Raw genomic sequence first — 17749 nt, 5'->3', positions numbered from 1 at the left:
CACGCAGGCACGTCATCATCGTTGCCGCGCGCCAAGTGGGCGCGCGGGTTGGGCGATCAGCGATTGGCGCGCTCGAAGCGTTCGAGCTGCTCGTTGCCGCGCTTGACGATGGCGTCGAGCGCATCCTTGGCGCTTTTGCGGCCAGCCCAGATCTGCTCGGTTTCCTCGTCGGCGATGGTGCGGATCTGCACGAAATTGCCCAGGCGGATGCCGCGCGACTTGTCGGTGGTCTTGCGGATCATCTGCGTGACGGCGACGTCGGTGCCGGGATGTTCCTTGTAGAAGCCCGACTGCTCGGTCAGCTCGTAGGCGGCAGTGGTCACGGGCAGATAGCCTGTGCGCTGGTGGCTGGCGGCCTGGATCTTGGCAGTCGAGAGGAAATTGAAGAAGTCGGCCACGCCCTTGTACTCCTTCTCGTTCTTGCCGGCCATTACCCACAGGCTGGCGCCGCCGATGGCAGTGTTCTGCGGCGCGCCCTCGACGTCGGGGTAGTAGGGCAGCGTGGAGATGCCATAGTTGAATCGGGCCTCTTTGCTGACGCGCGCATACAGGCCCGAGGAGCCGGTGATCATCGCGCATTCGCCGGACGGGAAGGCGGCATCGGGCTCGTTCGCGCGGCCCTTGTAGACGAAGGAGCCTTCGTTGGCGGCCTTGGCCAGGTTCTCGAAGTGGCGCAGGTGCAGCGGCGTGTTGACGACCAGTCTCGCACCGGTGCCATCAAAGCCATTGTTCTCGGTGGCAAACAGGGTGTTGTGCCACAGCGAGAAGCTCTCCAACTGTGTCCAGCTGATCCAGCTGGTGGTCAGAGGGCACTTGTGGCCGCTTTCCTTGAGCTTGGTGGCGGCCTCGAACACTTCGGGCCAGGTCTTGGGCGCCTGTTCCGGGTCGAGACCGGCGGCCTTGAAAGCGTCCTTGTTGTAATAGAAGATGGTGGTCGAACTGTTGAGCGGGTAGCTCAGCATCTGGCCATTGGGCGCGGTGTAATAGCCCGTCACGGCCGAGATGTAGGCGTCCGGATTGAAAGGATAGCCTGCATCCTCGAGCACCTTGCCGACCGGCACCGTGGCGCCCTTGGCCGCCATCATGGTCGCCGTGCCCACTTCGAAGACCTGCAGGATGTGCGGCGCGTTACCGGCCCGGAAGGCCGCGATGGCAGCTGTCATCGATTCGTCGTACTTGCCCTTGTAGGTGGGCACGATGCGGTATTCGCTCTGGCTTTCGTTGTACTGCTTGGCCAGGTCGTTGACCCAGTCGCCCAGCGCGGCGGACATCGAGTGCCACCACTGGATCTCGGTTTGCGCATGGGCGCTGCCAAAGGCGAGGGCGGCGGCAGCCGCCAAGGTCAGTTGACGCAGTTTCATGAATGCTCCGTACGTAGTTTGTAGGTTGTTTATAGGTATCTGGTTGAACAAGGTCAGGCCCGAGGTCAAATCGAATGGTAAGACAGATTCATGACAGAAAAATGTCTGGATAACCCGGCATCCGTTCTCGCCCCCCGGCTTTGGGGCGCGCGCATGGCCCTTGCGATCCCATCATGAATGTCGATTCAGCCTAGGTGGATTCCCCAGCATGGCGCAGGGGTTGGTGCTACCATCACGGCCTGCCGTCAATTGTCATTTGTTGTTTCTGCCGTGCCCTGCCGCCCAGGGCCTTTATTTTTTTGCCAATCATCATGACCAAGACATCGCTCGACAAGAACAAGATCAAGTTCCTGCTGCTCGAGGGCATCCATCCCTCGGCCATCGAGGTGCTCAAGCAGGCCGGCTACACCAATGTGGAGGCCCTGCCTGGCGCGCTGCCGCCCGAAGATATCAAGCAGAAGATCGCCGATGTGCACTTTGTCGGCATCCGTTCGCGCACGCAGCTGACGGCCGATGTGTTCGAAGCCGCTCACAAGCTCGTGGCGGTGGGGGCATTTTGCATTGGCACCAACCAGATCGACCTCGAAGCCGCGCGCCAGAAGGGCATCGCGGTCTTCAATGCGCCGTATTCGAACACCCGCTCGGTGGCCGAGCTGGTGCTTGGCGAAGCCATCCTGCTGCTGCGCGGCATCCCCGAGAAGAATGCGGTGGCGCACCGTGGCGGCTGGCTCAAGTCGGCTACCAATTCCTATGAGACGCGTGGCAAGACACTGGGTATCGTCGGCTACGGTTCGATCGGCTCGCAGCTGTCGGTGCTGGCCGAATCGCTGGGCATGCACGTGATCTTCTATGACGTGGTCACCAAGCTGCCGCTGGGCAATGCGCACCAGGTGGGCAGCCTGCAGGACCTGCTGGCGCAAAGTGATATCGTCACGCTGCACGTGCCGGAACTGGCCTCGACCAAGTGGATGATTGGCGCCAAGGAAATTGCCGCCATGAAGCCGGGCGCGATCCTGATCAACGCCTCGCGCGGCACGGTGGTGGAAATCGAGCCGCTGGCCGAGGCCATCAAGGCCAAGAAACTGCTGGGCGCGGCCATCGACGTTTTCCCGGTCGAGCCGCGTTCGAACAAGGATGAGTTCCAGTCGCCGTTGCGGGGGCTGGACAACGTCATCATCACCCCGCATGTTGGCGGCTCGACGATGGAGGCGCAGGCCAACATCGGCCTCGAAGTGGCCGAGAAGCTCGTCAAGTATTCGGACAACGGCACCACCACCACCTCGGTGAATTTCCCCGAAGCGGCGCTGCCGGCGCATCCGGGGCGCGACCGCATCCTGCACATCCACAAGAACGTGCCGGGCGTGATGTCGGCGATCAACCAGATCTTCTCGGACGCCAAGATCAATGTGGCGGCGCAGTTCCTGCAGACCGACGATGCCGTCGGCTACGTGGTGATCGACGTCGAGGCCGGCACCGCCGGCAAGGTCAAGGACCAGCTCGCCCACGTGCCGGGCACGATCCGCACGCGCGTGTTGTTCTGATCTGACCTGCGCGGTGCGTCACGCATGTGCGCGTGATACATGCCGCGAGGTCCATGAAAAAGCCGGCACTGCAGCCGGCTTTTTCATGGGGAACGGTTGTGGGCCCCCCCATCCACGGAGTGTCGTTACAGGCGCATGCCGCAGATGCGCTGCCTGGCGCAGATCATTTCGCGCTGCCGATGTCGCGGTCGGCTTCAGCGCCGGACAGCATCAGCGTGGTTTCCTCGATGCGCAAGAAGCGTCCGGCCGCATCCACTTCGCCAAACAGGTAGACCTCCTGCACAACTTCCGAACCATCGCGCTTGGTGACATGGACGCGGTGGCGATCGGCATAGCTTGTGCCGTTGCGCAACTCATCGAGCACCTCGATGCGCGCCCTTGCCACGACTTCGCGGAGCTTGCGGACGTGGCGTACGAAGGCTGCGCGGTCGTCCCATTGCCCATTGGTACGTTGCCGGTAGTCGGGGCTGAAATGGCGTTCGAGCGCCTCCTCCAGCGGGATGTCCTGACGGTTGAGAAGATCCTCCAGTGCGGAGCGAATGTCGGTCATGTCAGCAATCCCGCCTCAGGCAAGCAGTGTCACCCGTGCGAACTTGCGCTTGCCGACTTGCACCACATAGGTGCCGGCCGAAAGCTTGAGCGTGCGGTCGCCGACAGTACCGCCGTCGATGCGCACGCCATGACCATCGATCAGCCGGTTGGCTTCGCCGGTCGACGCCGTCAGGCCCGCCGATTTGAGCAGCGCGCCAATGCCCAGCGGGGCGCCGCCGAGCGTGATTTCCGGAATGTCGTCAGGAATGCCGCCCTTGCTGCGGTTGACGAAGTCCTGTTCGGCCGCATCGGCGGCCTGCGCCGAGTGAAAGCGTGCCGTGATTTCCTTGGCCAGCAGCACCTTGATGTCCTTGGGATTGCGGCCTTGCGCCACCTCGGCCCGCAAGACCTCGATCTCGGCCAGCGGGCGAAAGGACAGCAGCGGATACCAGTCCCACATCAGCGCGTCGGAGATCGACAGCACCTTGGCGAACATGGTGTTGGCGTCCTCGGTGATGCCGATGTAATTGTTCTTGGACTTGGACATCTTGTGCACGCCGTCCAGTCCGACCAGCAGCGGCATGGTCAGCACGCATTGCGGCTCCTGACCCCATTCCTGCTGCAGGTGGCGACCCATCATCAGATTGAACTTCTGGTCAGTGCCGCCCATTTCCAGGTCCGACTTCAGGGCCACCGAGTCATAGCCCTGCAGCAGCGGGTAAAGGAATTCGTGCAGGCTGATCGAGCTGCCATCCTGGAAGCGCTGGTGGAAATCGTTGCGCTCCATCATGCGTGCCACGGTGTACTTGGCCGCCAGCTCGATCATGCCGCGCGCGCCAAGCTGGTCACACCATTCGCTGTTGTAGCGTACCTCGGTGCGGGTCGGATCCAGCACCTTGGAAGCCTGGGTGTAGTAGGTTTCGGCATTGGCCTTGATCTGCTCGGCGCTCAAGGGAGGGCGTGTGGTGTTGCGGCCCGAGGGGTCTCCGATCAGCGTGGTGAAGTCGCCGATCAGGAAGATGACCTGGTGGCCCAGATCCTGCAGCTGGCGCATCTTGTTCAGCACCACGGTGTGGCCGAGGTGGATGTCGGGCGCGGTTGGATCCAGGCCCAGCTTGATGCGCAGCGGCGTGCCGGTGGCCTCGGCTCGCTGGAGTTTCTTGATCCAGTCCTCCTGCGGCAGCAACTCGTCGGTGCCGCGCAGCGAGACGGCCAAGGCCTCCTCGATGGCAGGAGTTAGCGGCAAATTGTCAATATTTGATGCATTCATGAGGATATAAAACGCTTGGCAGTACCGTCAATTCCGATATACTGCGTTTGTTTTCACGGGCTTATTGTATGGAATCTGAAGCTTCTTTTGAACTTCGGGCTTCCAAACCAAGCTTGACGCATTGGCAAGTACCGTGAGCGTTGAATACCCATTGATTCGAGCGGGTCGTGCACACTGAAATTGTGCCTGCCTTCGTCTGCCGGTTGTGTCAGAGAAGGCCGCATTGTGCGCTGGATTACCCAGGAGCTCGAACAACTGGGCTTCTTTTTTGCCAGCCAGGAACAGACCCTTGTCGAACGAGCAGCTCGAACCCAATGGCGCCGCCCCCCTCCCGCATGCGAACGGGGTCGACTCTTCATCCCTCACTTCCTCCGGAGGTGGCTCCAAACGCCTGATGGCTGCTGTCTGTGGCCTGTTGCTGCTTGGCGGCGGCGGTGCTTTCGCCGTGGCCAACATGCAGGCATCTGAAGAAGTCATTTACCAGCGCCTGCTCGAGCAGCCGGTGCAATCGCTGGCGTCGGGCCAGTCGCTGGTCAATCTGGTGCCCGAGCATGATTTCGTTCTGCACCGCACGGACCGCCTGAGCACCGGCGACACGGCCGAGAGCCTGTTGCAGCGCCTCGGCGTGGCCGATCCCGCTGCCGCCGCATTTCTGCGCACCAATGCCGTTACCCATCAAAACCTGTGGGGCCGGCCGGGCCGCTTCGTGACCATCGAAGCCAGCGCCAGCCACGAGCTGCAACGCCTGACGGCGCGCTGGACGAATGACAACAGCGGCATGTTCCAGCGCCTGGTGGTCGAGCGCGCCGAAGACGGTGAGGGCTTTTCCGCCCGCATCGAGAAAGCCGAACTGAGCAAATCCACGCGGCTGGCCAGCGGTGTGATCGAGAGCTCGCTGTTCGGCTCCACCGACGCCGCCAATGTGCCCGATCATGTGGCGGTGCAACTGGCCGAGATCTTCTCCACCGAGGTGGATTTCCGCAAGGATCTGCGCAAGGGCGACACCTTCACGGTGGTCTATGAAACGCTGGAAGCCGATGGTGAGCCGTTGCGCGCCGGCCGCGTGCTCAGCGCCGAGTTCGTCAACAAGGGCAAGGCGCACCAGGCGCTGTGGTTCCAGGAGAACGAGAATGACAAGGGCGCCTACTATGCGCTCGACGGCTCCAACCTGCGCCGCGCCTTCCTGGCATCGCCGCTGGAGTTCTCGCGCGTCTCCAGCAATTTCGGCAGCCGCTTCCATCCGATCAAGAAGACTTGGCGTAACCACAATGGCATCGACTACGCGGCCCGCACCGGCACGCCGATCCGCACGGTGGGCGAGGGCGTGGTGCAGTTCTCCGGCTGGAACAATGGCTACGGCAACGTGGTATTCGTCGACCATGGCGACAAGAAGGTCACCGTCTATGCCCATATGAGCCGCCGCGATGTCAAGACCGGCGACCGTATCGCTCAGGGTGAAGTGATCGGTGCCGTCGGTTCCACCGGCATGTCCACCGGACCACACCTGCATTTCGAGTTCCGCGTCAACGGTGAATTCAAGGATCCGCAGATCATCGCCCAGCAGAGTGCGGCCGCCGCGCCGATCGCCAAGGCCACCCGCGAGCGCTTCGACCAACTGGCTGCCAGCATGCGCGCCAAGTTCGAGGTGGCACCGCTGATGATGCAGGCGAGCGCCGAGTGATCCTGGATTGACGGCAGAAGGACGAGGCCGGGCTGCTGTTGCAGCCCGGTTTTTTTTGTTCAGGCACGCATGGTGTTCAGCGCGGTTTTTTCGATCAGCAGGACCTGATCCGACCCCGCCGCTGTCTCCAGCCATATCACCGGCAGCCTTGGAAAGGCGTGTTCGAAATGGGCGCGCTCGTGGCCGATCTCCAGCACCAGAACGGCACCATCGTTCATGAAGCCGGCCGCGTTCTGCAGCAGCGGGCGGATGAAATCCATGCCGTCGCTCCCGCCGGCGAGCGCCAGACCGGGCTCGGCGCGGTACTCGGCCGGCAGTGCTGCCATGCTTTGGCTGTTGACGTAGGGTGGATTGCAGAGAATCAGGTCGTAGCGCTGGCCGGCCAGCCCTGCCAGGCCATCGGATTCGATCAGGCGGATGCGTTGTGCCAGGCCGTGTCGTTGCACATTGATGGCTGCCACCGCCAGGGCGTCGGTGGAGATGTCCACCGCGTCGACGTGGACCTCGGGCCAGGCTAGGGCCGCCAGCACGGCCAGGCTGCCATTGCCGGTGCACAGGTCGAGCACCCGCTGGGTCGAGGCGCTCAGCCAGGTGTCGAGCGAGGCATCGACGATGGGTTCGGCGATCAGGCTGCGCGGCACGATGGCACGCTCGTCCACGTAAAAGGGCACGCCATGCAGCCAGGCCTCGCCGGTGAGGTAGGCGGCCGGCTTGCGGCTGGCGATGCGCGCCTCGACCAGTGCCAGGGCCTTGTGCCGGTCCGCACCACTGGGGGCGGGCAGGGTGTCGTCGTGCAGGTCGGCATCGAGCGGCAGCCCCAGGCTCCACAGCACCAGCCAGGCGGCCTCGTCGAAGGCGTTGTCGGTGCCATGGCCGAACTGCACGCCGGCCGCTTCGAGGCGGGCGGCAGCTTGTTCGACCAGTGCGAGAACCGGGGGTATGGTGGCGGAGGATGTCATGGTACGGGGCTCCGAGCCGGGATTCAGGCCCCAGTGTCTTTGGCGACGCAGAGGTTTTCGAGGGTGCGCAGGTAGATGGCGGTGAGCGCATCCAGATCGGTTAGCGCGATGCTTTCGTTGACCTTGTGGATGCTGTCGTTGGGCGGGCCCAGCTCGATGACCTGCGGGCAGATGCGCGCGATGAAGCGGCCGTCGCTGGTGCCGCCTGTGGTCGAGAGTTCGGGGCTCAGCCCGGTTTCCGCAGCGATGGCCTGCTGTACGGCCTGTACCAGCGTGCCCGGCGGGGTCAGAAACGGTTCGCCGCTGAGGTTCCAGTCGATCCGGTAGTCGAGGCCGTGCCGGTCCAGCACCGCCTCGGCGCGCTCGCGCAGGCTGGCGTGGGGGGACTCGGTGCTGAAGCGGAAGTTGAAGTCCACCACGAGTTCCCCGGGAATCACATTGGTGGCGCCGGCGCCGGCGTGGATGTTGCTGATCTGCCAGCTGGTGGGTGGAAAGTAGGCGTTGCCGCGGTCCCATTCGGTGGCGGCGAGTTCGGCCAGTGCCGGCAGGGCCTGGTGGATCGGGTTGCGAGCCAGATGCGGGTAGGCAATGTGGCCTTGAATGCCGCGCACCGTCAGTCGTGCGCCCAGGCTGCCGCGTCGGCCGTTCTTGATCATGTCGCCGGTGCGCGCTACCGCCGTGGGCTCGCCGACGATGCAGTAGTCCAGCCGCTCGCCGCGCACGCGCAGGGTTTCGACCACATGCACGGTGCCGTGCGTGGCCGGGCCTTCCTCGTCACTGGTCAGAAGCAGCGCCACGCGCAGCTCGGGGCTGGGGTGTTTGGCCAGGAATTGCTCGAGCGCCACGATGAAGGCCGCAATCGAACCTTTCATGTCGCTGGCGCCGCGGCCATAGAGCCGGCCATCGCGCACGGTGGGCGCGAATGGCGGGCTCTGCCATTCGGCCAGCGGGCCGGTGGGCACCACATCGGTGTGGCCGGCGAACACCAGCGTGGGGGCGTTGGCACTGGCACCGTTGCGGGTGGCCCAGAGGTTGGTGACGCGGGCATCCTGAGGGCCGGCGGCGAGGATTTCGCAGGCAAAGCCGAGCGCCTGCAGCCGCTCCTGCAGCAGCAGGGTGCAGCCGGCGTCGTCCGGTGTGATGGAGGCCTTGGCAATGAGGGCCTGCAACAAATCCTGTGCGGCCCGGCTGTGGGCGGTGTTGGCGGTGATGGTTGTCACGGGTGACTCCGTTGCCGGCAGACTGGGCACCGGAGGCGGCGGCCATGCGGCGAAATGTCCGGGCAAATTCAGGGTGGTGAGAGATGGCGGCAGGGGGCCGGCGCGTCGGCCATGCTGCTGGTCGCGGTGCGGCCTGAACCGGGCATTTTAGGGCCTGCCGACAGGATCCCTGTGGTTGAGCCTGCGGCTGTTACCGAGATGCGGTGATGCCCGCGGAGGGGCCATGCTCAGGCTTGTTCTTCGTGCACGTCCAGGCTGAACTCGGTGAATGAAGGCTCGTCGTTTTCCTGCTCGGTGGCTTGCACGCGGGCTTTGGCGGCATTGGCGGCCATGGCAAAGTCGTTCTGCAGGCGCCACATCAGGTTGGTGGGGGAGTCGGCGGCGGCAAAGCCTTCCTTGCGATCGACCAGGCCTTCGGAAATCATGAAGGCGAGCGACTCCTCGAAGGTCTGCGAGCCCTCGCTCATCGATTGCTGCATGGCGTCACGGATGGCGGAGAAGTCGCCCTTCTCGATCAGTTCGGAGATCAGCTTGGTGTTGAGCAGCACTTCGGTGGCCGGAATGCGCTCGCCGTCGAGGCCGCGCAGCAGGCGCTGCGAGATGATCGCCTTGAGCGCAGCCGAGAGGTCGCCGAGCATGGTCGGGCGCACCTCGACCGGGTAGAAGCTCAGAATGCGATTGAGGGCGTGGTAGCTGTTGTTGGCGTGCAGCGTGGAAATGCACAAATGGCCCGACTGCGCATAGGCCAGCGCCGCGGACATGGTGGCACGGTCACGGATTTCGCCGATCTGGATCACGTCCGGAGCTTGGCGCAGCGCGTTCTTGAGGCCGATTTCGAGCGATGCCGTATCCGCACCCACCTCGCGCTGGTTGACGACGCAGCGCCGGTTGGTGAACTGGTATTCGATCGGGTCCTCGATCGTCAGGATGTGGCCGCTCTGGCGTTTGTTGCGCAGGTCCATCATCGAGGCGATGGTGGTGCTCTTGCCGGAGCCGGTCGAGCCCACCAGCAGGATCAGGCCACGCCGCTCCAGCGCCAGCTCCTCGAGCACGGGTGGCAGGCGCAGGCTGGCGAGTTCGGGTATCTCGCTGGGGATGAAGCGTGCCACCAAGGCGTAGCTGCCGCGCTGGCGCATGGCGCTGATGCGGAAGCGGCCAACGCCTTCGAGCGGCACGCCCATGTTGAGCTCGCCGGTGCGCTCGAGCAGGCCGATCTGTTCGGCCGTGACGACCTCGGCGAGCAGCTTGAGCGGCGCCTCCGGTGCCAGCAGCTGGCTGTTGACGGGAAGTGTCTCACCCCGCACCCTGATCATCACCGGCGCATGGGCGGACAGATAGAGGTCGGAGGCCTTGTTGTCCGCCATCAGGCGCAGTAAACGTTCCATGGCTGGCATGATCGATCCCGGCTTTGTAACAAAATGAATGGTTATGGCGCCAAATGTACCACCTTGCTGGCAACTCACAAAGCGGCAGCCATGTTCACGGCGGGCGTGGCCCCCATGGCTGCTGCCCTGGTCAGGCGCGCAACAACTCGTTCAGGCTGGTCTTGGCGCGGGTCTGCGCATCGACGCGCTTGACGATGATGGCCGCATACAGGCCGTACTTGCCGCCGTCCTTGGGCAGGGAGCCGCTGATGACCACCGAGCCGGCGGGCACTCGGCCGTAGCTGATCTCGCCCGTGGTGCGGTCGTAGATCGGCGTGCTCTGGCCGATGTAGACGCCCATCGAGATGACGGAGTTCTCCTCGACGATCACGCCTTCGACGATTTCCGAGCGGGCGCCGATGAAGCAGTTGTCCTCGATGATGGTCGGGTTGGCCTGCAGAGGTTCGAGCACGCCGCCGAGACCGACGCCGCCGGAGAGGTGCACGTTCTTGCCGACCTGGGCGCAGGAGCCGACGGTGGCCCAGGTATCGACCATGGTGCCTTCGTCGACGTAGGCGCCGATGTTGGTGTAGGAGGGCATCAGGATCGCGCCCTTGGCAATGAAGCTGCCGCGGCGCGCGACGGCCGGTGGCACCACGCGCACGCCAGTGGCGGCCAGTTCCTGTTGGGACATGCCGGAGAACTTGGTCGGCACCTTGTCGTAGAAGCCGAGCTGGCCGGCCTCGATCACCTCGTTGTCGCGCAGGCGGAAGGACAGCAGCACGGCCTTCTTGATCCACTGGTGCACGGTCCAGTCTCCCACGCCATTGCGGCTTGCCACGCGCAGCGCGCCGCTGTCGAGCTGGGAGATGACTTGCTCGACGGCATCGCGGACATCGGCGGGGGCGGAGGTTGGGGAGAAGGCGGCGCGCTCTTCCCAGGCGTTTTCGATCAGGCTTTGCAGGGCTTGGGTCATGGAGGTGAGTCAGTGGAAAGTGCTGTGCCGGGCCACTGGGCGGGTGGCACAGGCAAGGACTGGCCACCTGGCCTGCCGCCAGGCACGGGGTTGCTGAAACAGGGAATCGGTCGAGTGTAAGCGAGTATCGGGACCTTGGCAGGCCAGGACATGGCACCGGGTGGGGCGGCCCACAACAGTCTCCAGGGGCTGGCAGGAAGATTCCAAACGCTTCTGAATATCACGCGCAACAAAACCGTCCTGGCAGGGACATGCAGTGGCGTCGATTGCCTGCCGCGGCCCAAGCGGCAACAATGCGAAGCTGCGATGCAATACCGTTGCGCGCATGGATCGCAGGGCGCGGTGCGCGCCCCCCTTCCCATAAGAATCACACAAGGAATCCCCATGATTGGCGACGCTCAGGTCATGACCCATTTGCAGGCGGAACTCAAGATCCTGCTCACCGGCATCAACCAGACATTCGTGCATTACCGCATGCTGCAGCATTGGGGGTTCGGCCAGCTTGGCCACCGCGAATACAAGGCTTCCATCAAGGCCATGAAGGAAGCCGATGCATTGATGGAGCGCATCTTCCTGCTCGATGGCCTGCCCAATCTGCAGGATCTGGGCAAGCTGCGTATCGGTGAGGATGTGCCCGAACTGCTCGCCTGCGACCTGGCGCTGGAGCTGGATTCGCAGCGTGCGCTCAAGAGTGGCATTGCGCAGTGCGAACGGGTGCTCGACTATGTCTCGCGCGATCTGCTGCAAGGAATGCTCGACGAGGCTGAGGAGCGCATCGACTTCCTCGAGACCCAGCTCGCGTTGATCGAGAAAATGGGCCTGCCCAACTATCTGCAGGCACAGATGGGTGAGGAATCGCACTGATTCAAGCAGATCGCGGCAGGCGACAACAGGCCCGAAAGTGCCTGTTGTCGCCGAAAGCAACCACCACGCGAAGAAGGGCCGTGTGACGCGCTTGCATCACACGGCCCTTCTTCGTGGCCCACTCAGCAGCCTTCAGGGCGATTGCCCGGTAGCGGAATGGCGCCATGCAGCGTCAGGCTGATGCCGCTGTCATCGGTGGCCTTGAGCTGCGAGCCGTCGAAGACAACCCTGTTGCCATCGCGATCGACCTTGGTGGTGCTATCCCAGTCATCGCTGCTGAACTTCTTGTCGGCAATGGTGACATAGGCTTCGTAGATGGTGCTGGTATCGGGCCGGTAGCGCAGATCGCCCTCGGCCGTCTTGGTGCCGTCGCCGACCTTGTCGGCGCGGTCGAAATTGAATGCGCAGACTTCAGGCTTGTCACTGATGACCGGGTCGTTGCGCTCCACGTCCGTGAGGCCGATATTGCCATTGCCATAGATGCCGTTGTAGCCGTCGGCGCTCGCAGCGCTGACGGTGAGCACGCCCAGATCATCGGATGGTTCGGGATCATCGTCGTTGCCGCCGCCGTCTCCGCAGGCGGTCAGCGCCAGTGCCGAGCCGGCAATGGCGGCCATGATGGTCCAGCGCTTGTGCTGTGAATGCTTCATCGTTTTTCTCCAGAAGGTTTCAGGGAACAGCTTGAAAGCCTGTCTAGGAGTCTAGGCGCCGCCGCCTGCGCTGGCGATGCGTGGGTACGCCGTGCCGGTGTCGGACGCGGGCGCATCGTTGTGTAGGGGCCGGCATGGCGAATCTCGAATTCGGTGCCGGGCAGCAGCTGGTTGAGATTGCTCACATAGGTCTGGTGGTGCTTGCCGTAGTGGTAGTCCATGCTCTCCTCGCTCACGTGCGGGGCGAGGGCGGTCCTGGGGTAGGGCGATGCAGGGAGTTCGTGTTTCACCGTGAGGGCTTTGTCTGCTTGTTGTCGCATTTGCGGCGCGCTGCGCCTGCCACCCTGGGAGCGCATGGCGGGTGGCGCCATGCGGGCGCGGGAAGGGCGTGGCCGGCCCGGCACGACCCTTCAGAAATTCCAGTCCTCGTCGGCGGTCAGTTCCGCCTTGCCGATGACATAGGAAGATCCAGAACCGGAGAAGAAGTCGTGATTCTCGTTGGCACTGGGATCGAGCGCCGCGAGGATTTCCGCAGGCACCTTGCAGCGCTCCTTGGGGTATGGCGCATCGAACCCCAGGTTCATCAAGGCCTTGTTGGCGTTGTAGTGCATGTAGTGCTTGACGTCCTCGGTCCAGCCCAGCGGGTCGTACAGGTCGGCCGCGTAGCGGTACTCGTTCTCCATGAGTTCATGCAGCGTGTCGTGGGTGAACTGCCGCAGCGATGCCTGTCGTTGCGCGCCCTCGCTGGCGTAGCCCTTCTGGAACTTGTAGCCGATGTAATAGCCGTGGCAGACTTCGTCGCGCAGGATCAGGCGGATCAGATCGGCGGTATTGGTTAGCCGGCCCTTGCTGGACCAGCGAAACGGGCAGAAGAAGCCGCTGTAGAACAGATACGATTCCATCAGCACCGACAGGATCTTGACCTTGAGCGGATCGTCGCCCCGGTAGGCGCGCTCGATGATGCCGGCCTTTTCCTGCAAGCGGGGGTTCTCCTCGCTCCAGCGAAAGGCGTCGTCTATTTCCTGGGTGCTGCATAGTGTCGAGAAAATCGAGCTGTAACTGCGGGCGTGCACGGCTTCCATGAAGGTGAAGTTGGCGAATACCGCCTCTTCGTGCTGCGTCAGTGCATCCGCGATCATGCGCGGCGCGCCCACCGACGATTGCACCGTGTCGAGCATGGTCAGGCCAGTGAAGATGCGGATGGTGGTATGCCTCTCCTGTTCGGTCAGGGTTGCCCATGAAGGCAGGTCATTGGAGAGCGGAACCTTCTCCGGCAGCCAGAAGTTGCCGGTCACACGGTTCCACATGTCGAGGTCCATGGGATCTTCGATCCGGTTCCAGTTGATTGCGCGCGTCAGTGTCATGTTTATATGGAGGAGGCCTGCGCCTTGTGTCATGGAATGGGTTTCCAGTCAAAGTATAGCAATTACTATATTTATTCATGGCAAGGGCGATGTTTCCATGGGGCTTCCGGAACTGTCGCATTGCATCCGCGCAGAGGTGCTGGCTGGCCTCTTGCTTCGATCTGGCGCGTGCCTATGCTCATGCAAGCGGCCTGGCTGGACCGGGGAAAAGGATTGCCCACTGACCATCGCTCATGGGCCAGTGCCGGGCCGTTGCGGGATCGGTGCAATGAAATCGGCGGCCCGGTGGCTACCGGCAGCTTGGTCGGTGTCGGAGGTCCTGCAAGCCTTCCCCACCGGGCACCATGCGCGCACCGGCAACCATGGCCATCGCCCTTGCGGCACCCGTCCTGCTGCAACAAGGAGTGTGGGCGTATCTACATCCGGCCGGAAGCGGGCGTACGGCGAGACGGCACGTCAGCCTCGGCCGCGAAAACGCTGGCCGGGGCCTACAGCAGGCGGGCCAGGCCGCTGCCGCTGAGAAGGCCAAGTCCGGCGCGAGAGGCGCCTCATTGCCGGCCCCGGGCGCTTCGAAAATGCCATGGCGCAAACAATGACAAAAGGGCTTGCAGAATGACCTGCAAGCCCTTGATTTTTGGTGGCGCATCCCTGATTCGAACAGGGGACCTGCGGATTATGATTCCGCGATGAAAATGTTGTAAATCAATACTTTATAGTATCTTTCTGTTCCGCATAACATGGACGTATTGGCATATTTCTCCAATGGATATTTCCTTTTTGAGTGAATTTGCGGAACAGGTTTTTAGCGGATTGGTTTCACCTTTTTCCCGACGCGATGGCGGATGTAGTGTGCCGTCATTGCCTCAGTCGTGTGACCAAGCATAGCCTGCGCGGTCTTGATGTCAGCGACGTCATCCGCATCGGTAGCAGCCTTTGCTCGGAGATCTCGGAACTGGAATGATCCCTTGTCAATACCAGCGCGGTCCCGAGCGGCATCGAATCGGTTCCGCAGTGCGTTATAGGTCATGGGTTGACCTGTTTCACTCACAAGTATGGCTAATGCGTGCACTTGGTGGCTTTTCTTGTATGCTTGGATCTCTGTTAGCAGTGTGGCCAGTTCGCCTTGAATCGCTATCCTCAGCTTGGCCTTTGTCTTGCCCTGCTTGACGTTTAGGAATCCGCCCGCGATGTCCGCCTCGGACATGCGAAGCACGTCAGCAGGCCTTTGACCAGTGATTTCAGCTAGGCGCAGCGCAAACTGCAAAGGCTTGCCAGCAACCGCCATCACCCGATCCATCAGGTCGTCGTCAACATAAACGTCCCGGCCCTCTTCACGGTAGCCTGTGATCCCTGCGCAGGGATTGGGCTGTTTGGTATAGCCTTCTTCTCGCGCAAAGTTCCAGACGTGTGAGAACAGCGCCTTTTCCCTGTTGGCACGAACATGACCGATATTGGCAGGGATCTCCATGAGTGGCCTGCCTTGCTTGCGACGCAGCTCGTTCTTTGCCTCGGCATCCTTCTTGGCAAGGCCGCACCGCCAGCGCATGTACTGGCGGATGTGCACCGGCTCGATGCTATCCAGCGGGGCGGGCGGATTGCCGAAGAACCGCAGCAGGTATTCCACTTCGGCGAGGTTGTCTTTCTGCGTTCGAGGGGCTTTGTCGGGTAGCTTCAGTTTCTTGTACTTATCCCAAACCTCTACGAATGTGCCGCGCACAGGTACTGGCTTCGCAGTCAGTTCGGCCCACTTGGCCACTGCCATGATGTAGTTGGAGCCAAGAGGGATCTCCCGGCGCGGCTTGGATCCTGTGTCTAGGTAGTAATGGATTTTCTTGCCGCGCGGCCGAGCACGCATGCCGGTTGGCAAGTTCGTCCAGCGGGTTGGCTTTCTGCCCATCAGATATGCTCCAGGACGCGAGGAGACCAAGTAGCAACTGGCGCCTGTACTTTGGCAGTAGCGTCAACGGCTGACCACAAAACAGCAGGATGCCCTGTCGCAGTGACTCGAAACGGCACACCTTGCTGGCGCAGCCATTCAATCTGCTTACTTTTTGATTTTCGCCCGGTGAGTGTGGCGACTTCATCTGCAGTCAGAAATGCTGCCATCTCCAATCCCTCCATGAAAAAGCCGCCCCATGTGGGCGGCCTGATTGATCCTGATATGCTCAGCGCTTACCGCGCACCAGCGCGATGTAGTCACCGACGGTGCGGCATTGCGCAGCATCTGACGCGCTGATGTTGATCTGCAGCGCGATGCACGTCTCGTCGTTGATGATGGTCATGTGGCGCCAGTCGGTGATCTGCGTATCGTCGCTGACCTCAGAGACCGGCACTCCCATGGTTTCCGCGGCTATCAGCCGGATCTGCTGCTCGTGTGTCATGACCGTCATTTTGCGTACCTTCTGTGCTGTGTGAGATCGTCCGGACATTGCTCGTTGCTGGGCAGTTCGTACGATGCCCGCATGGGCAGAGGATGCGTGGCGCTCAATGCCAATTTGCTCTTGATCCTGACCAGGCAGGCATCACGGTTTGCGTGCTGGCTCCGATACCCGTCAGCGTGCTCACTGATGCCGGTCGGCAAGTGAGTCACCGCGATGGATGCCTTTGATTTGTAGTAAAGACTCATATTCAGTACGTTGTTTATAGAAAAGCACCACAATGTCTCGAATATGGTGCTTAATCTGGTTGGATTTATGCAGGATCGTTTGCCGATGGCGGGTCTGGTAGAGGCATCCAGTGGGTTGCAATGATGTATGCCCCGCCTGCACTCTTGTACCTGTTCCGGCTGCTATTGGCATGTACATCTCGCCGTGATTGATAGACCTTGGTGCCGTCTGTTGCAATCACTATGTCTTTGGTTTTTGGGGCAGTACCAATAGGCAGCCAGCGCTGATGTCTGGCTGCATCAATCCTCTCCTGCAGGATCGCGATGTCATCACATTTCGCAAGCAGATCAAGCGTTTCAGCGCAGCTCAGCGCCTCGGGTTGTTGTGTGTCGGTCATGACGGGGTCCATTCATGCGGCTTTCAGGTGCTGGCCGTCGGGATAAAGGATGTCGCGCAGCACGGCGGCGCGTTCGTAGTTCATGGCCTTGATGGCCTTGGCCAGCTCGCCCTCCAGGCGCTTGCGGCGCGCGCGCTCGTTGCGCTTCACGCGCAGGCCTTCGGGCCGGCCGGTGAAAATCTCATGCGTGAAGCAATGCGTCAGGCCATAGCGGCCGGTGACGATTTGCCATGTGCTGTTGAGGTAGTGGTACGCCGTCCCGGTGATCACGCGGCCCTTGGGGTCCAGCGCCCAAACCTGTGAACCATGCTCGATGGTCCCCCCGTCGGCGGCGATGGCGTTGGAAGCCATGCTGATTTCGGCGCGGTCCAGCGCGGGCCTGTAGTGACCACAGGTCATCCGGTTATGGCGAGCCGTTTCATCGGCCGTGAGACCCATCAGTCCCATCGGCGGGTCGCGCGGCGGATCGAAGTGGTAGCCCGAGAACACGTTGCACAGGTAGTCGCGAATCCGCCGGCGCGTGCGCTCCATCTCCAGCCTCAATAGGTAGGGCATGCGCGCTTCCTTGTGGAAGTCGTAGCGGCCCCCGTTGCGGTTCTCAGAAGGGGTCACGTCCTGCCACATCTTGAATTCGATGTGGCGTCCACTGATCGACAGTTCGCCTTTCAGGTCGCCCTTGTGGCATGAGCGATATGAGAGAGCGATGGCGCGGTACTTTGGCGCATCCTCCCAAGGCGCCACGGTCCAGCCGATCTTGTTGAGCGTTTGGATGATGCGTGCGAACACCTGGCGTTTGAAAGCCAGTTCCCAAGCGTCAGCGCCTTTGATTCCGCCAGAATTTCTCGCTTCGGCTAAGCCTTCCTCCCACACTGAGACGCTGGCATCTTGGAAGCAGACACGGCCCTCGCGTGCGATCTGGCCTTTTGGTGTTTGGGTCATGCAGTCCTCCGCATATGAAAAGGCCC

At 62.2% G+C, this 17749-nt stretch carries 17 protein-coding genes and 1 pseudogene; 3 read left to right on the top strand and 15 right to left on the bottom strand.

Annotated elements, in window-relative coordinates; genetic code table 11:
- Positions 1-56: 56 nt before the first annotated feature.
- A complete protein-coding gene (ugpB, locus tag EV687_RS04770; RefSeq protein ID WP_122226680.1) occupies positions 57-1361 on the bottom strand; it encodes a sn-glycerol-3-phosphate ABC transporter substrate-binding protein UgpB in 1305 nt (434 codons plus the stop codon).
- Positions 1362-1672: 311 nt separating this feature from the next.
- On the opposite strand from ugpB, the gene serA reads away from it, so the two are divergent.
- Entirely contained in the window at positions 1673-2902 is a 1230-nt protein-coding gene (serA, locus tag EV687_RS04765) for a phosphoglycerate dehydrogenase (RefSeq protein WP_122226679.1), read from the top strand.
- A 163-nt stretch (positions 2903-3065) separates the two neighbouring features.
- Here the strand turns inward: serA and EV687_RS04760 are convergent, their stop codons facing one another.
- Both EV687_RS04760 and tyrS read right to left on the bottom strand, forming a co-directional pair.
- The gene (locus EV687_RS04760; protein WP_122226678.1) at positions 3066-3452 is read right to left on the bottom strand and encodes a nuclear transport factor 2 family protein; all 387 of its coding nucleotides are present in this window, start codon (positions 3450-3452) and stop codon (positions 3066-3068) included.
- Between the two features lie 15 nt (positions 3453-3467).
- Positions 3468-4679 (bottom strand): tyrosine--tRNA ligase, encoded by a 1212-nt coding sequence (gene tyrS, locus EV687_RS04755; RefSeq protein WP_423201062.1) that lies wholly within the window; start codon positions 4677-4679, stop codon positions 3468-3470.
- 313 nt (positions 4680-4992) lie between these two features.
- On the opposite strand from tyrS, the gene EV687_RS04750 reads away from it, so the two are divergent.
- Positions 4993-6384 carry a M23 family metallopeptidase gene (locus EV687_RS04750; protein ID WP_242612468.1) on the top strand — a complete coding sequence of 464 codons (1392 nt, stop codon included), beginning with the start codon at positions 4993-4995 and terminating at the stop codon, positions 6382-6384.
- Positions 6385-6443: 59 nt separating this feature from the next.
- Here EV687_RS04750 and prmB read toward each other — a convergent pair whose 3' ends face one another.
- The 4 genes from prmB to dapD form a co-directional block, all read right to left on the bottom strand.
- A complete protein-coding gene (prmB, locus tag EV687_RS04745) occupies positions 6444-7343 on the bottom strand; it encodes a 50S ribosomal protein L3 N(5)-glutamine methyltransferase (protein WP_122226675.1) in 900 nt (299 codons plus the stop codon).
- A 23-nt stretch (positions 7344-7366) separates the two neighbouring features.
- Positions 7367-8515: a succinyl-diaminopimelate desuccinylase gene (dapE, locus tag EV687_RS04740; RefSeq protein ID WP_207226397.1), complete on the bottom strand. Its 1149-nt coding sequence runs from the start codon at positions 8513-8515 to the stop codon at positions 7367-7369.
- A 275-nt stretch (positions 8516-8790) separates the two neighbouring features.
- The gene (locus EV687_RS04735) at positions 8791-9957 is read right to left on the bottom strand and encodes a PilT/PilU family type 4a pilus ATPase (RefSeq protein WP_122226674.1); all 1167 of its coding nucleotides are present in this window, start codon (positions 9955-9957) and stop codon (positions 8791-8793) included.
- A 121-nt stretch (positions 9958-10078) separates the two neighbouring features.
- Entirely contained in the window at positions 10079-10903 is an 825-nt protein-coding gene (gene dapD / locus EV687_RS04730) for a 2,3,4,5-tetrahydropyridine-2,6-dicarboxylate N-succinyltransferase (RefSeq protein ID WP_122226673.1), read from the bottom strand.
- Positions 10904-11287: 384 nt separating this feature from the next.
- Here dapD and bfr point away from each other — a divergent pair, with 384 nt between their 5' ends.
- A complete protein-coding gene (gene bfr, locus EV687_RS04725) occupies positions 11288-11767 on the top strand; it encodes a bacterioferritin (protein WP_122226672.1) in 480 nt (159 codons plus the stop codon).
- Positions 11768-11889: 122 nt separating this feature from the next.
- Here the strand turns inward: bfr and EV687_RS04720 are convergent, their stop codons facing one another.
- The 8 genes and pseudogenes from EV687_RS04720 to EV687_RS04680 all read right to left on the bottom strand — a co-directional run bounded on the left by EV687_RS04720 (position 11890) and on the right by EV687_RS04680 (position 17723).
- Positions 11890-12417 (bottom strand): hypothetical protein, encoded by a 528-nt coding sequence (locus EV687_RS04720; protein WP_242612467.1) that lies wholly within the window; start codon positions 12415-12417, stop codon positions 11890-11892.
- Between the two features lie 143 nt (positions 12418-12560).
- Positions 12561-12707 (bottom strand): annotated as a pseudogene (locus EV687_RS19325) (superoxide dismutase [Fe]); the annotation flags it as partial.
- Positions 12708-12827: 120 nt separating this feature from the next.
- Positions 12828-13781 carry a class 1b ribonucleoside-diphosphate reductase subunit beta gene (gene nrdF / locus EV687_RS04710; protein ID WP_122226671.1) on the bottom strand — a complete coding sequence of 318 codons (954 nt, stop codon included), beginning with the start codon at positions 13779-13781 and terminating at the stop codon, positions 12828-12830.
- Between the two features lie 802 nt (positions 13782-14583).
- Positions 14584-15678 carry a tyrosine-type recombinase/integrase gene (locus EV687_RS04705; protein WP_122226670.1) on the bottom strand — a complete coding sequence of 365 codons (1095 nt, stop codon included), beginning with the start codon at positions 15676-15678 and terminating at the stop codon, positions 14584-14586.
- Entirely contained in the window at positions 15678-15887 is a 210-nt protein-coding gene (locus EV687_RS04700; RefSeq protein WP_122227208.1) for a DUF4224 domain-containing protein, read from the bottom strand. Before EV687_RS04700 ends, EV687_RS04705 begins: the two co-directional genes overlap by 1 nt.
- Before the next feature lie 59 nt (positions 15888-15946).
- Positions 15947-16171, bottom strand: coding sequence for a hypothetical protein (locus EV687_RS04695; protein WP_130466455.1), 225 nt, complete (start codon positions 16169-16171; stop codon positions 15947-15949).
- Between the two features lie 301 nt (positions 16172-16472).
- A complete protein-coding gene (locus tag EV687_RS04685) occupies positions 16473-16784 on the bottom strand; it encodes a DUF551 domain-containing protein (protein WP_162846551.1) in 312 nt (103 codons plus the stop codon).
- 12 nt (positions 16785-16796) lie between these two features.
- Positions 16797-17723 (bottom strand): UvrB/UvrC motif-containing protein, encoded by a 927-nt coding sequence (locus EV687_RS04680; RefSeq protein ID WP_122226666.1) that lies wholly within the window; start codon positions 17721-17723, stop codon positions 16797-16799.
- Positions 17724-17749: the final 26 nt, after the last annotated feature.

The organism is Corticibacter populi (assembly GCF_004217315.1).
GTDB lineage: Bacteria > Pseudomonadota > Gammaproteobacteria > Burkholderiales > Burkholderiaceae_C > Lampropedia > Lampropedia populi.
The sequence above is the reverse complement of the archived record's forward strand: the minus strand, read 5'-3'. Positions and strand labels throughout refer to the sequence as shown.